Here is a 13,741-nt window from a genome sequence, read left to right on the forward strand (position 1 = left end):
CACCCGGGAGGGTGTGGGAGAGTAGGACACCGCCGGACAACCATTCACGTTCAGGCCCCGACACACGTCGGGGCCTGAACCATTTAAACCCACCCACCCGCACGCGAGCCGGCGTCCCGAAACCCCCGCTCACGTATGGCCCGGTTTCCACAACCCCCCGCTCACGTATGGCCCGGTTTCGACAACCCCCGCTCACGTATGGCCCGGTTTCCGGTAAACCCCCGCTCACATATGGCCCGGTGTCCGAAACCCCCGCTCACGTATGGCCCGGTTTCCACAACCCCCCGCTCACATATCAACGGTCGTGACCAAACCCCCGCTCACGTATGGCCCGGTTTCGATAAACCCCCGCTCACATATGGCCCGGTGTCCGAAACCCCCGCTCAGATATGTGGCTTCCACGACCGACGCTCGCTCGCATGATGTGAGCGAGGGTCCGGCCCGGACCCGGCATATGTGAGCGAGGGTCCGGCCGGGACCCGCCATACGTGAGCGAGGGTCCGGCCCGGACCCGGCATACGTGAGCGAGCGTGGATTTGTAAGCCAGCGAGGCTCGGGGGGCACAGGCAGGCCTGGGGCTGTGATGATTCCCACGGGAAGCTGAATAGGCGGCCTTCGAATGCGTTCGCGGATGCCTGGTCACCTAGAATTACATAAGAGATACGAGCCGGATCCCGGCGGCGTGAGAACAAAATACGGATAAGAGCGGCTGCACATGCGCCAGTGGTCAGCTCACAACAGGAGGAATCCATCATGGCTGAGCACAACGGCGGCAACCGCGGCAACTTCGGCGGTGGCCGCGGCGATCGCGGCCCGTTCCGCGCCAATAACAATTCCGGGGGCGACCCGCGAGGATTCCGTTCCAGGGAAAACCGTGAAGGCATTCCTGGCGGTGACCGTGATCGTAAGCCGTTCGGTGATCGTGATCGCAAACCCTTTGGTGATCGTCCGCGTCGTGACGGCGATGGTGAGCGCCGTGGTTTCGGTGATCGTGATCGTAAGCCGTTTGGTGATCGTCCGCGTCGTGATGGGGATGCGCGTCCGAGTTTCGGTGACCGCGACCGCAAACCCTTTGGTGAGCGCCCGAGCCGTGAGGGCGATCGCGACCGTAAGCCGTTTGGTGACCGTCCGCGCCGCGAAGGCGACGGAGAGCGCCGTAGCTTCGGTGACCGCGACCGCAAACCTTTCGGTGACCGCGACCGCAAACCCTTTGGTGAGCGCCCGAGCCGTGAGGGCGATCGCGACCGTAAGCCGTTTGGTGATCGTCCGCGTCGCGAAGGCGACGGAGAGCGCCGTAGCTTCGGTGACCGCGACCGCAAACCCTTTGGTGAGCGCCCGAGCCGTGAGGGTGACCGGGACCGTAAACCCTTTGGTGACCGTCCGCGTCGCGAAGGCGACGGAGAACGCCGTAGCTTCGGTGACCGCGACCGCAAACCCTTTGGTGAGCGCCCGAGCCGTGAGGGTGATCGTAAGCCGTTTGGTGACCGTCCGCGTCGCGAAGGCGACGGAGAGCGCCGTAGTTTCGGCGACCGCCCCGAGCGCGGTCCCCGCAAGTTCGATGGCCCACGTACTGAGGGACGCAGCTTCGGCGGTGGATCCTGGGAAGAGCGTCCCGCACGGGTTCCGAATGCCGCGGACCTGCGCAGCGCCAACCGCCCGGACCGCGAGCGTTCCCCGGAGATCGACGACGACGTTACGGGCCAGGAGCTCGATCGGGTCACGAAGCACCAGATCAAGACCCTTGAAAGCACCAATGTCGATTGGGTCGCCAAGCACCTGGTGATGGCCGGCCGTCTCATCGATATCGATCCTGAGCTTTCCTTTCAGCATGCCTTGGCTGCGAGCCGCCGTGGTGGACGTTTGGCGGCTGTCCGCGAAGCTGTGGGCCTGACGGCCTACGCTGCCGGCCACTATGGGGAGGCACTTCGCGAATTCCGCACCTACCGCCGGATCAGTGGCTCCAACGTCCATTTGCCCCTCATGGCCGACTGCGAACGCGGCCTGGGGCGTCCGGACCGGGCGCTGGATGTAGTCCGTTCACCCGAGGCCCAGGATCTCGACGCCCCCGGCAAGGTCGAGCTGGCCATTGTGGCTTCCGGCGCCCGGAGCGATCTTGGCCAGTTGGACGCCGCCGTGGCTGAGCTGGAGATCATCCAGCTCGACATCAACCGCGCTTTCTCCTACAGCCCCCGCCTGTTCCGTGCCTACGCAGACGCCCTGGCCGCCGTGGGTCGCACGGAAGAAGCCGGTAAGTGGCAGCGCCAGGCAGTCGTGGCTGAAAATGCCCTCGGCGTAGGAGACTTCGAGGACCCGGACATCATCGACCTCGGCGAGGACGATGAAAACGAAGCCCGCAAGCCTCGTTTCCGGAACATCGAAGAGAACAAGGAACGAACCGAAGAGAGCAAGTCCGAGGCTGCCCCTGCGCTTGCGGAAACTGTCCTCGGCTCTGAAGCCACCGAACTCGACGACGTGGAACTCGACGACGTCGAGTCTGACTACTTTGAGTCCGACGACGCCGAGTCGGACCGCGATTCCGTCGAGGACGCAGAAGAGGACGCAGAAGAGGACGAAGAAGAGGACGAAGAGGACGAAGAAGACGAGGAAGACGGGGAAGAGGCTTCCGAGGGCGGCGAAGAGACCAAGAATGACTGAGGCCTCACTGGTTTCGCGTTTCGACGCCGTTCTGTCCGATCTGGACGGAGTTGTCTACGCAGGTCCACATGCCATTCCCGGCGCGGTGGAGTCGCTGCAGCGGCTTGAGTCGGTCGGGGTGCGCCTGGGCTATGTCACCAACAACGCCTCGCGTACCCCGGCACAGGTTGCCGCGCATCTTCGTGAACTTGGCGCCCCTGCCGAGGACAACCAAGTGGTCAGTTCTTCGCAGGCCGCCGGAGATCTTTTGGCCGGGCTCCTTGCCCCGGGTTCGCGTGTAATGATCACTGGAAGCGCGGCGCTGGCCCACGAGATCGAACTCGTGGGCCTCACGCCCGTCCACAGCGCGAAGGAGAACCCTGTGGCGGTGGTCCAAGGCTTCAACCCGGAAATCGCGTGGAAGGATCTGGCCGAGGCGTCCTACGTTGTTGCCGCAGGCGCCCTCTGGGTGGCCACCAATACGGACATGTCCATTCCCCAGGCCCGCGGAATTGCTCCCGGAAACGGCACGCTCGTGGCCGCCGTCGCGTCTGCCACCGGCAAACAGCCGCGGGTCGCCGGCAAGCCGGAGGCCCCGCTCTTCCACTCGGCTGCCCGGAGGCTGAAGTCAGAGCGCCCGATCGTTGTCGGAGACCGGCTGGACACCGACATCCTGGGCGGCAACCGTGCGGGCTTCGCGACGGCGGCGGTGCTCACCGGTGTCGACACGCCCGAGTCCATCCTTGCTGCACGCAGCTCGGAACGCCCCGGCTACTTGCTGGCCGATCTGACGGAACTGTACGAGCCGTACCCCGCGATCCTCGAAGAGGACAGCAGGTTCCGCTGCGGAAAGGCAACTGCCCAAGTCCAAGACGGCCTGATCACCGTCTCCGGCTCCGAGAAGGACCTGGATGCCTGGCGTGCTGCGTGCGCAGCCTGGTGGGCCGCAAATCCCGACGCGGCAGAAGCTACATCGCCGCGGCTCGAATGGCTGGAAAACTAGACTGGTCCCATGAGCGAGTTGAACGATCACCCGGAGGGCCCAGCCGGGCTGCAAACAGCCGAGCCGCATAGCGTCGAGCTGCAAACAGCCGAGCTGCAAACAGCCGAGCCGCAAAGCGCCGGACCGCACGATGCCCCGTGGCCCGACGACACGACACCCACGGGTGACGCCGCCGTGGATTCCGCCTTGGAGCGGCTGGCGGGCGTCTCCTCCGTGCCGGTGGCCGAGCACAGCGGCCTCTACGCCGGGATCCACGACTCCTTGATGGCGGCCCTCGACGCCGACGAACGCTGAGCATGGCCAGACTCGACCAGGAACTCGTCAGCCGTGGATTGGCGAGATCGCGGACCCATGCCGCGAAACTCATTGCGGACGGAAAGGTCAGTTCCGGAGGCACCGTTCTCGCCAAGGCAGCGCAACAGGTCTCCGAAGAGACGGAAATTGACGTCCAAGCCCACGCCGAGGACGTTTACGTCAGCCGCGCCGGACACAAACTGGCCGGCGCGCTGGCGGCCTTCCCTTCCGTTGTTGTGGAAGGGAAGCGGTGCCTCGACGCCGGAGCCTCGACCGGTGGCTTTACCGACGTGCTGCTCCGGCAAGGTGCCGCGCACGTGGTGGCGGTCGACGTCGGGCACGACCAGTTGGTGCCGTCCCTGCGGAACGATCCCCGCGTCGCAGTCCATGAGGGCCTCAACGTCCGCTACATGACTCCCGAGCAGATCGGCGGCACCGCAGCGCTCACGGTGGCAGACTTGTCCTTCATTTCCCTCACCCTGGTTCTCCACCCGCTCGCGGCATGCACCGAACCCGGGGGAGACCTGGTGCTCATGGTGAAGCCGCAATTCGAGGTCGGCAAGGAGCGGCTGAGCCGCACCGGCGTGGTCACCTCAGACCATGAACGGCGGCGCGCCGTCGCCCAAGTCGCCAGAGCGGCCGTGGACGCAGGGCTCGAACTCTGCGGCCTGGCACCGAGTCCCTTGCCCGGCCAGGACGGAAATGTGGAGTACTTCCTGTGGATAAAACGCAGGATGCAGCCGGACTTGCCTAAGATCGAAGAGCGGGACGAGGAAGTTGCTGCACTGATGGAACGAATCTGGACCACCCACTAGAAAGCAGAACACCATGAGCAGGCGCGTTTTGGTCCTTGCCCACACCGGGCGTGAGGACTCCCTTCGCGCGGCCTGGGATGCCTGCGGGCAGCTCCACTACTCCGGCCTGATCCCCGTGATGCAGAAGTCTGAACTGGACGATATCGAACGGTTCTACGGCGTGGTGGACAAACCGATCGAGATACTCCACGAGGACGTCCGGTTGGAGGACGTCGAACTCGTCATGGTTCTTGGCGGCGACGGCACCATCCTTCGCGCGGCCGAGTTGGTCCGCAACGTCGATGTTCCCCTGTTGGGCGTCAATCTCGGGCATGTCGGTTTCCTTGCCGAAAGCGAGCGGGCCGATCTTGCCCAGACCGTCGAGTGGATTGCCAGCCGCGAATACACGGTGGAAGAACGCATGACCATCGATGTCCAGGTGTGGGTCCGCGGCCAGAAGATCTGGCATACATGGGCTCTCAACGAAGCCGCCATTGAAAAGGCGGACCGGGAGCGCATGATCGAAGTGGTGACCGAAGTTGATGAACGTCCGTTGACGTCTTTCGGCTGTGATGGAGTGGTGCTTGCTACCCCTACGGGCTCCACAGCCTATGCCTTCTCATCCGGTGGGCCCGTGGTGTGGCCCGAGGTGGAAGCGCTGGTGATAGTCCCTATCAGCGCCCATGCCCTCTTCGCCAAACCCCTCGTGGTCTCGCCGCGGTCCAGGCTGGCCGTGGAGATCCTCACCCGGACCGACGCCCAAGGCGTGCTTTGGTGCGATGGCCGCCGTTCCGTGGACCTGCCGCCCGGCGCCCGGATCGAAGTAACCCGGTCCACCCGTCCCGTGCGGCTTGCCCGCACCCACCAGACCCCGTTCTCAGCACGGCTCGTACGGAAGTTTGAGCTCCCCATCCACGGCTGGCGGGGTCCGGCACCCCGTTCCGCTGACATCCACACCGGTCCTACCCCTGTGATCAGGACCTTCAAGCCCAGCCCTTTGCCGACGCCCCAGGACGTGCGGACCGGCAGAGCGGCCGACCCCACAAAGGAGATGTAAACCATGATCGAGGAACTCCGGATCCGTGATCTCGGCGTCATCACCGACGCCACGTTGCCGCTGGGGCCCGGCCTGAGCGTCGTCACGGGCGAAACCGGCGCCGGCAAGACCATGGTGGTCACCGCCGTCGGCCTCCTTCTGGGAGCGCGGTCCGACGCCGGTGCGGTACGCTCCGGCGCCAAGTCCGCCTCCGCGGAAGCCCGCCTCCTGCTTGATCCGGCACATGCCGCCGTGGAACGGGCCGTGGAGGCTGGCGGCGACGCGGAAGAGTACGACGGCGGCACCCAGCTCCTGCTGGCCCGCACCGTGGGCGCGGACGGCCGCAGCCGTGCTTTCGTGGGCGGCCGGTCGGCGCCCGTGGGTGTGCTGGCGGAACTTGGCGAGAGCCTGGTGGTGGTGCACGGCCAGTCGGACCAGATACGGCTCAAGGGTGCCGTGGCGCAGCGGCACGCACTGGACCGCTTCGCCGGGGCCGGGCTCGCAGCAACGCTCGCCGAATACCAGGAGCTCTACAGCCACTGGAAGTCCAGTCAGGCGGAGCTCGACACCCTCCGCGGCGAGGCCCGGGAAAGGCTGCGTGAGGCGGAATCGCTCGCGGTCGCACTCAACGAAATCGACGACGTCGATCCCCAGCCGGCCGAGGATGAGTCCCTCAAAGCCGAGGCAGTGAAGCTGGCGAACGTGGAGGAGCTCCGCATCGCCGCCGCTGCAGCGCATGAAGCCCTGATCTCGGAGGAATTCGGCGAGACCGCCGATGCCACGACCCTGATTGACTCGGCCAAACGGGCGCTGGACCAGGTTTCCGAACATGACGAAGCCTTGGCGGGAGCCGCCGCACGGCTCGCCGAGATCGGCTTCCTCATCAACGACATCGCGGGGGAGCTGTCCAGCTACCAAGCGTCCTTGGACTCCGAGGGACCCGAACGGCTTTCCGAGATCGAGGAGCGGCGCGCAGCCCTGGCCAAACTCATCCGGAAGTACGCTCCGAGCATCGACGAGGTCCTGGAATGGGCAGCCGCTTCGAGGACCCGGCTGGACGAACTGCAGGATGACTCGAGCCGGATCGAAGCCCTTGACGCCGAAGTGACCGCTGCGGAGTCCTCGCTGCGAAAGCAGGCCGCGCGCATCTCGAAGTCCCGATCAAAGGCGGCCAAAGAGCTCTCCGGACGAGTGAGCGCGGAGCTCACTGCCCTTGCGATGGCCGATGCAACGCTGGTGATCGAGGTGGACAGCCAAGGGCCGCTGGGGCCGCACGGCGTCGACGACATCTCCTTCCTCCTGCAACCGCACTCGGGTGCCCCTGCCCGCCCCCTCGGCAAAGGGGCGTCCGGTGGTGAGTTGTCCCGTGTCATGCTTGCCATCGAAGTGGTCCTCGCCGCCGTGGATCCGGTGCCGACCTTCGTCTTTGACGAAGTGGATGCTGGAGTAGGCGGGCGTGCGGCCGTCGAGATCGGACGCCGGCTTGCCATGCTGGCCCGCCACGTCCAGGTGCTGGTGGTGACCCACCTGCCGCAGGTGGCTGCCTTCGCCGACCAACATATCCGCGTCACCAAAACCTCAGTGAGGGGAAGTGACGGCAAGACCGCCACGGGCTTCACGTCCAGCGACGTCCAACTCCTCGACGACGAGGAACGCGTGAAGGAACTCGCCAGGATGCTGGCAGGCCAGGAAGACTCTGAATCCGCGCGGGCGCATGCCCAGGAATTGCTGGACGACGCCAAACTGCTGCCCCAGCAGGCGTAGCCACCCGGCTGCAGCCTGGGACGTCAGTCACACCCGGGCCCTCGCGGGCACGGAGCAAGCCCCCGTGTGTCCGGTGCCGAGCTGCGGATTTCCGAGCCCGTGACCTGTTTTTACCGGTTCGGGTGGACTTTACTCTTGATCCTCGCCCCACGGCAGGGGACTATTGAGCATTTGGGAAAACGGCTAGCGGATCCTTTGGAGGCGCAATTGATGATAGGCTCGAATTCCGTGGTGCAGCGATCAAATTCCCGTGTAAATTCCCGGTTCCCGGGCTCGTCCAAGACGACCAAACACATCTTTGTCACTGGCGGTGTGGCGTCCTCGCTCGGTAAGGGACTGACGGCTTCGAGCCTCGGCCACCTGCTGCGGGCACGCGGTTTGTCTGTAACTATGCAGAAGCTCGATCCCTATCTCAACGTGGATCCGGGCACGATGAACCCCTTCCAGCACGGCGAAGTCTTCGTCACTGACGACGGCGCCGAAACCGACCTCGACATCGGACACTACGAGCGCTTCCTCGATGAAAACCTTGAGGGTTCGGCCAACGTCACGACCGGCCAGATCTACTCGACAGTCATCGCCAAGGAACGGCGTGGTGAGTACCTCGGCGACACCGTCCAGGTCATCCCGCACATCACGGATGAGATCAAGCGCCGCATGCGCCTCCCTGCCGAAGGCAAGAGCGCTCCCGATGTCATCATCACCGAAATCGGCGGCACCGTTGGCGACATCGAGTCCCAGCCTTTCCTCGAGTCCGCACGCCAGGTGCGTCAGGACATCGGCCGCAACAACGTCTTTTTCCTCCACGTCTCGTTGGTGCCCTACATCGGCCCCTCCCAGGAACTGAAGACCAAACCAACTCAGCACTCCGTTGCTGCCCTGCGCTCCATCGGCATCCAGCCGGAAGCGATCGTGATCCGCTCAGACCGCGAAGTGCCCGACGCCATGCGCGAAAAGATCGGCCGCATGTGCGACGTCGATATTGACGCAGTGGTCAACGCCGCCGATGCCCCAAGCATCTACGACATCCCCAAGACACTGCACTCCCAGGGACTTGACTCCTACATCGTCCGTGCCTTGGACCTCCCGTTCAAGGACGTCGACTGGACCAGCTGGGACAAGCTCCTCGAAGCAGTCCACAACCCCAAGCACCAGGTTGAAGTTGCCCTCGTGGGCAAGTACATCGACCTCCCGGACGCTTACCTGTCCGTGACCGAGGCGTTGCGTGCCGGCGGTTTCGCGAACGAAACCAAGGTCAAGATCCGCTGGGTCCCGTCCGACGAATGCGAAACCCTCGAAGGCGCCACCAAGTCCTTGGCCGGCGTCGACGCGATTTGTGTTCCCGGCGGCTTCGGTATCCGTGGCCTGGAGGGCAAGCTCGGCGCGCTCAAGTTCGCCCGCGAGACGAAGCTACCGGTGCTGGGTCTGTGCCTCGGCCTTCAGTGCATGGTCATCGAATACGCCCGCAATGTGGTCGGTCTCGAGGGTGCGTCCTCGAGCGAGTTCGAGCCCGATTCCAAGTACCCGGTCATCGCCACCATGGAAGAGCAGCTGGACATCGTGGACGGCAAGGGAGACCTCGGCGGCACGATGCGCCTGGGCCTTTACGAAGCGAAGCTGGATGAAGGCTCCGTGGTTGCAGAGACCTACGGTGCAACAACGGTTAGCGAGCGTCACCGCCACCGCTACGAGGTCAACAACAAGTACCGCGAGCAGATCGCGGCCGAGGGACTTGTGTTCTCCGGAACGTCTCCCGACGGCAAGCTGGTTGAGTTCGTGGAACTGCCGCGCGAAGTACACCCGTACTACGTGGCAACACAGGCCCACCCAGAGCTCAGCTCCCGCCCCACGCGCCCCCACCCGCTGTTTGCCGGCCTCGTGAAGGCTGCGCTGGAGCGTCAGGCAGGCGTGGATTCGCTAGCAAAGTCAGCCCGCAAGGTCGCTGCGAAGTAATCGCTCACACAAACGAAGGACGGCGCGATGCCCGGTATTTCTGAAACCCCCAGCACTTTTCGGAAGGTTTCGGACGTGCCGAGCCCGCGCCGTCTTTTGTCGTCCAGCAAGGTCTATGAAGGCCGCATTTGGGACGTCGTCAGCGACGCCTTCGAGCTGGGCGAAGACACCGGTACTTTGGTCCGCGACTATATCGACCATCCCGGCGCAGTTGCGGTGCTGCCGATGAATGTCGACGGCGAAATCCTGTTGCTCAAGCAATACCGCCACCCCGTGGGCATGGATCTGTGGGAGATCCCCGCCGGGCTTCTTGATGTGGCCGGGGAAGATTTCGTGGCGGGCGCTGCCCGGGAACTCGCGGAGGAAGCCGATCTTACGGCGGCCACGTGGAATGTCCTCGCGGATTTCTTCAATTCACCTGGCTCCTCGAGCGAGGCGATTCGGATCTATCTGGCGCGCGGATTGGGAGACGTTCCCGAGGCGGAACGGCACGTCCGTACAGACGAAGAAGCCGAAATCGAGCTGGTGTGGGTCACGCTCGACGAAGCTGTTTCAGCGGTGCTCGAAGGCCGCCTGCACAACCCGTCCGCCGTCGTCGGGATCCTCGCGGCAGCTGCCGCGCGTGCCGACGGCTTCAGGAACCTGCGCCCCGCCAATGCCCCCTGGCCGGCACACCCGAGCCAGCGCTGACCGTGCCCCAGCTCGCGGAGACCAAGGCCCAAACTGCCATTGACCGGGCCGTCACGGACTACCTGCAACACCTCGGCGTGGAACGAGGGCTTGCAAGCAACACCTTGTCCGCTTACCGCCGGGACCTGTCCCGCTATTCGAACTTCCTGGCCGCGTCCGGCGTCGACAACCCGGGCAATATCTCCCGCCACGACGTCACTGCTTTCGTCCAGGCGCTGGCCGACGGCTCCGATGGCGGCGCCGCCCTCGGCGTCCGCTCCGCGGCACGCACCGTGGTTGCCGTCCGGGGTCTCCACAAGTTTTGGGCCCTGGAGGGGACGACGACGGCGGACCCTGCGAGCGATGTCCACCCGCCAATGCCTGGCAAGCGTCTGCCGAAGGCCATTAGCGTCGGCGAAGTCACCCGGATCCTTGAAGCTGCCGGTGCCGATACCGCAACCGGGTTGAGGGACCGGGCCCTTTTGGAGTTCCTCTACTCCACAGGTGCCCGCATCAGCGAAGCGGTTGGCCTTGACGTCGACGATGTCTCGCTCGAAGCGGAAGCCGATGGCCCCGCGATCGTGCGGCTCTTCGGAAAAGGTTCCAAGGAGCGCTTAGTCCCGCTGGGATCCTACGGCGCCCGTGCCGTCGGGTCCTATGTGGTTCGTGGAAGGCCCGCATTGGCCGCCAAGGGAAAAGGCACCCCGGCGCTGTTCCTGAACGCCCGCGGAGGCCGGATCAGCCGGCAGAGTGCCTGGACCATCCTCAAGACTGCGGCGGAGAAGGCCAACATCACCAAGGACGTCTCCCCGCACACCCTTCGGCATTCTTTCGCCACGCATCTCCTTGAAGGCGGCGCCGATGTCCGGGTGGTACAGGAGCTCCTGGGCCACGCCTCGGTGACCACCACCCAGGTGTACACCTTGGTCACTGCGGACACCTTGCGCGAGGTGTACGCGGCCGCGCATCCGCGGGCGCTCGGCTGACACCTTGCACCGCACGCTGGACACTGCGCGCGGTCCGGTGCTGGTGGCGCTTACGCCAAGACCTTGAAGGTCAGTTCCACAGCGTTCAGGAACAGCGCCAGAATTGACATGCCGAGGCCGGTCACGAGCAGGAGGCCCGGGTGCGCCAGGCCCACAACCACCCGCTTTAGCCTCGGCCGGGAACGCAGGAATTTCTTGGGCACCCGTGAGCTGGCGGGACTTTGCCTCCAGCCACGCAATCGGCGCAGGAACCAGGCACAACGGACGATGAAAGCCATCCACAGCACGGAAATGACTAGCGGGACGGCCGCCACGAGCAAGTTGAAGCCCAAAGAGGTGACTTCACGCTCGGAATTTCCGACGGCGGCCTGGACTGTGGTGGAGATCGAGGCGCTCATGACCACTGAAACGCCCCACACGAGGAATGCTGTCACCAAGGCAAGGAATCGCACGAAGAAGTGGCCCAGCACTGATTCGTTGTGTGGTTTCAGATGCCGGCGGGGAGTGGCATTCAGCACAGCGAGTGTGGAGAGAAGGGTCGGCAGCGCGGCCATGCCGACCAACAGGTACCAGCTCCAGCCGGCCAGGTCGAGGAATTCATCGAGGACGATCAACAACGCCCAGAATCCAGTCCACGCCCACCCGGCGTAGAGCGGATGCCTGACCAGCCAGTCAGGCAGCCAAGCCTCGGAGGTGTCCGCTACCCGGGCACCCGGCTCGCTTGCCCGGGCAGCCGCCTCTCCTGGCGGGGCCTCCGCCGTCGCGGGACCTTCAACCCCATCCACGCTCATGCGCCAACTGTAGCAAGGACATACTTCCGAAGAGCTGCAGAGTTAGGCTTGGTCAATGACTGCAGCCCACGTCACCCTGTGCTTCCTGCTCCGCGACGGCGATGCCGGCCAGGAGGTGCTCCTGGGCCGGAAGAAGACCGGGTTCGGTACAGGGAAGATCGTGGGCGTCGGCGGACATGTGGAGCCAGGAGAGACGGCGGCCGAGGCCGTATGCCGGGAAGTGCAAGAGGAAATCTTCGTCCACGTGGAAGAAGAGCACCTCATCCCCGCCGGGACAGTGGATTTCGTCTTTCCCGCGAAGGCCGAGTGGAACATGTTCACCACGGTGTATCTGACCGGACGATGGACCGGCGAGCCCGCCGAAAGCGATGAAATAGCACCGCAGTGGTATCGGGTGGAGGGACTCCCCGTCGAACAGATGTGGGCCGACGCCGAACACTGGCTGCCCGCCATGATCTCCGGCCAACGCATCGCAGTTGAAGTTGTTCTCGCTGATGACAACGAAAGCGTCGCCGAGGTTCACACAGCCGAGTGGGTGGATTCGGGAGCAGCGCGCTAACTACCGGGCGGCAACGGCAGCAACGAGAACGACGGCGGGCCGGCACCTTCCCTCAGGTAGCCGGGCCGCCGTCGTACGTCCCGGAAAATTACGGCAGGTGCCGTTCGTCCACCCCGTTGTATTCGCTGAGCGGACGGATCAGGGAGTTCGATCCGAGCTGCTCCATGATGTGCGCGGTCCAGCCGGTGATGCGGCTGGCGACGAACAGCGGGGTGAAGGTCGGGGTGTCGAAGCCCATGAGGTGGTAAGTGGGTCCGGCGGGGTAGTCGAGGTTGGGCTTGATGGCCTTGGCTTCGTCCATGGCCTGCTCCAGCCCGTTGTACAGGCCCAGGATCTCCGGCCGGCCGTAGTGGGCGATCATCTTGTCCAGTGCTGCCTTCATGGTGGGCACCCTGGAGTCGCCGTGCTTGTAGACGCGGTGCCCGAATCCCATGACCTTCTTCTTCTGCGCCAAGGCGTGTTCCATCCAGGTCTTCGCCCGGGAGGCGGCGTCATCCAGCGATTCCTCGGTGCGGATGCCGATTTCCTCGAACGTGTGCATCACGGCCTCGTTGGCGCCGCCGTGCAGCGGGCCCTTGAGGGCGCCGATCGCCGCGGTGACCGCGGAGTGCAGGTCCGAGAGGGTGGAGGTGACAACGCGGGCCGTGAAGGTGGACGCGTTGAAGGAGTGCTCGGCGTAAAGGATCATCGAGACGTTGAACGCCTTGACGACCTCGTCCACCGGGTCCTCGCCGAAGGTCATCCACAGGAAATTCGCAGAGTAACCCAGGTCGTCCCGCGGTGCCACGGGTTCGATTGTTTGCCCGTCCGCGCGCCGGCGGCGCTGATCGTAGGCGACCACTGCCGGCATGGCGGCGAACAGGTCAATGGCCTTGGCCATGTTGGCCTCGGGCGTGGAAACCTCGGCCAGCGGGTGCCGGGCTCCCAGTACCGACGCGGCCGTCCGGCAGACATCCATGGGGTGCGCTGTCGTCGGCAGCGTATCGATGACCTGCTTCACTACGGGGTCCAGGGCGCGGCCCGCGCGCTCGCGGGCTGTGAACTCTGCAAGTTCCTCCGGCGTGGGCAGTTCACCGTTCCACAGCAGGAAGGCTACTTCTTCGAAGCTGCATTTGGCGGCGAGTTCCTGCACGGGGTAGCCGCGGTACAACAGCGAGTTGGTGTCCGGGTTGACCTTGGAGATCGCGGTGTAGTCAACCACGACGCCGGCCAGGCCTTTCTTGATCTCTTCAGCAGCCATGCTGAACTCCTTCGTTCA

The 13,741-nt window shown here is 64.7% G+C and carries 13 protein-coding genes; 10 read left to right on the forward strand and 3 right to left on the reverse strand.

The window, feature by feature from the left end; all coding sequences use genetic code 11:
- Positions 1 to 732: 732 nt before the first annotated feature.
- Positions 733 to 1,830 (reverse strand): hypothetical protein, encoded by a 1,098-nt coding sequence (locus AC1DJW_RS21850; protein ID WP_476902508.1) that lies wholly within the window; start codon positions 1,828 to 1,830, stop codon positions 733 to 735.
- On the opposite strand from AC1DJW_RS21850, the gene AC1DJW_RS21855 reads away from it, so the two are divergent.
- The 9 genes from AC1DJW_RS21855 (at position 1,783) to xerD (ending at position 11,133) form a co-directional block, all read left to right on the forward strand.
- A complete protein-coding gene (locus AC1DJW_RS21855) occupies positions 1,783 to 2,655 on the forward strand; it encodes a hypothetical protein (RefSeq protein WP_476902509.1) in 873 nt (290 codons plus the stop codon). The two genes, AC1DJW_RS21850 and AC1DJW_RS21855, sit on opposite strands and share 48 nt — an antisense overlap.
- Complete coding sequence (locus AC1DJW_RS21860) at positions 2,648 to 3,637, forward strand: HAD-IIA family hydrolase (protein WP_284751719.1); 990 nt, start codon at positions 2,648 to 2,650, stop codon at positions 3,635 to 3,637. Before AC1DJW_RS21855 ends, AC1DJW_RS21860 begins: the two co-directional genes overlap by 8 nt.
- A 9-nt stretch (positions 3,638 to 3,646) precedes the next feature.
- Positions 3,647 to 3,931 (forward strand): hypothetical protein, encoded by a 285-nt coding sequence (locus tag AC1DJW_RS21865; protein WP_476902510.1) that lies wholly within the window; start codon positions 3,647 to 3,649, stop codon positions 3,929 to 3,931.
- A gap of 2 nt (positions 3,932 to 3,933) precedes the next feature.
- Entirely contained in the window at positions 3,934 to 4,746 is an 813-nt protein-coding gene (locus AC1DJW_RS21870; RefSeq protein WP_390282179.1) for a TlyA family RNA methyltransferase, read from the forward strand.
- A gap of 13 nt (positions 4,747 to 4,759) precedes the next feature.
- The gene (locus AC1DJW_RS21875; RefSeq protein WP_284751722.1) at positions 4,760 to 5,782 is read left to right on the forward strand and encodes an NAD kinase; all 1,023 of its coding nucleotides are present in this window, start codon (positions 4,760 to 4,762) and stop codon (positions 5,780 to 5,782) included.
- Positions 5,783 to 5,785: 3 nt separating this feature from the next.
- Positions 5,786 to 7,525: a DNA repair protein RecN gene (gene recN / locus AC1DJW_RS21880; RefSeq protein WP_390282178.1), complete on the forward strand. Its 1,740-nt coding sequence runs from the start codon at positions 5,786 to 5,788 to the stop codon at positions 7,523 to 7,525.
- 210 nt (positions 7,526 to 7,735) lie between these two features.
- A complete protein-coding gene (locus AC1DJW_RS21885; protein ID WP_390282177.1) occupies positions 7,736 to 9,478 on the forward strand; it encodes a CTP synthase in 1,743 nt (580 codons plus the stop codon).
- A 27-nt stretch (positions 9,479 to 9,505) separates the two neighbouring features.
- Complete coding sequence (locus tag AC1DJW_RS21890; RefSeq protein WP_284751725.1) at positions 9,506 to 10,168, forward strand: NUDIX domain-containing protein; 663 nt, start codon at positions 9,506 to 9,508, stop codon at positions 10,166 to 10,168.
- Entirely contained in the window at positions 10,141 to 11,133 is a 993-nt protein-coding gene (gene xerD, locus AC1DJW_RS21895) for a site-specific tyrosine recombinase XerD (protein WP_390282190.1), read from the forward strand. Before AC1DJW_RS21890 ends, xerD begins: the two co-directional genes overlap by 28 nt.
- A 50-nt stretch (positions 11,134 to 11,183) precedes the next feature.
- Here xerD and AC1DJW_RS21900 read toward each other — a convergent pair whose 3' ends face one another.
- Positions 11,184 to 11,924, reverse strand: a complete 741-nt coding sequence (locus tag AC1DJW_RS21900) for a hypothetical protein (RefSeq protein WP_284751727.1) — start codon at positions 11,922 to 11,924, stop codon at positions 11,184 to 11,186.
- A gap of 55 nt (positions 11,925 to 11,979) precedes the next feature.
- On the opposite strand from AC1DJW_RS21900, the gene AC1DJW_RS21905 reads away from it, so the two are divergent.
- A complete protein-coding gene (locus AC1DJW_RS21905; RefSeq protein WP_459342766.1) occupies positions 11,980 to 12,483 on the forward strand; it encodes an 8-oxo-dGTP diphosphatase in 504 nt (167 codons plus the stop codon).
- A gap of 88 nt (positions 12,484 to 12,571) precedes the next feature.
- Here AC1DJW_RS21905 and AC1DJW_RS21910 read toward each other — a convergent pair whose 3' ends face one another.
- Positions 12,572 to 13,723 (reverse strand): bifunctional 2-methylcitrate synthase/citrate synthase, encoded by a 1,152-nt coding sequence (locus tag AC1DJW_RS21910; protein ID WP_390282175.1) that lies wholly within the window; start codon positions 13,721 to 13,723, stop codon positions 12,572 to 12,574.
- Between the last annotated feature and the right edge of the window lie 18 nt (positions 13,724 to 13,741).

The organism is Arthrobacter sp. 05L417 (genome assembly GCF_056397865.1).

Bases quoted from the DNA above. Each gene is read 5' to 3' on its own strand.
- recN (WP_390282178.1), top strand. From the start codon at position 5,786: ATGATCGAGGAACTCCGGATCCGTGATCTCGGCGTCATCACCGACGCC.
- AC1DJW_RS21865 (WP_476902510.1), top strand. From the start codon at position 3,647: ATGAGCGAGTTGAACGATCACCCGGAGGGCCCAGCCGGGCTGCAAACA.
- AC1DJW_RS21870 (WP_390282179.1), top strand. From the start codon at position 3,934: ATGGCCAGACTCGACCAGGAACTCGTCAGCCGTGGATTGGCGAGATCG.
- AC1DJW_RS21850 (WP_476902508.1), bottom strand. From the start codon at position 1,830: ATGCTGAAAGGAAAGCTCAGGATCGATATCGATGAGACGGCCGGCCAT.
- AC1DJW_RS21900 (WP_284751727.1), bottom strand. From the start codon at position 11,924: ATGAGCGTGGATGGGGTTGAAGGTCCCGCGACGGCGGAGGCCCCGCCA.
- AC1DJW_RS21910 (WP_390282175.1), bottom strand. From the start codon at position 13,723: ATGGCTGCTGAAGAGATCAAGAAAGGCCTGGCCGGCGTCGTGGTTGAC.
- AC1DJW_RS21860 (WP_284751719.1), top strand. From the start codon at position 2,648: ATGACTGAGGCCTCACTGGTTTCGCGTTTCGACGCCGTTCTGTCCGAT.
- AC1DJW_RS21855 (WP_476902509.1), top strand. From the start codon at position 1,783: ATGGCCGGCCGTCTCATCGATATCGATCCTGAGCTTTCCTTTCAGCAT.
- AC1DJW_RS21905 (WP_459342766.1), top strand. From the start codon at position 11,980: ATGACTGCAGCCCACGTCACCCTGTGCTTCCTGCTCCGCGACGGCGAT.
- AC1DJW_RS21875 (WP_284751722.1), top strand. From the start codon at position 4,760: ATGAGCAGGCGCGTTTTGGTCCTTGCCCACACCGGGCGTGAGGACTCC.
- AC1DJW_RS21890 (WP_284751725.1), top strand. From the start codon at position 9,506: ATGCCCGGTATTTCTGAAACCCCCAGCACTTTTCGGAAGGTTTCGGAC.
- AC1DJW_RS21885 (WP_390282177.1), top strand. From the start codon at position 7,736: ATGATAGGCTCGAATTCCGTGGTGCAGCGATCAAATTCCCGTGTAAAT.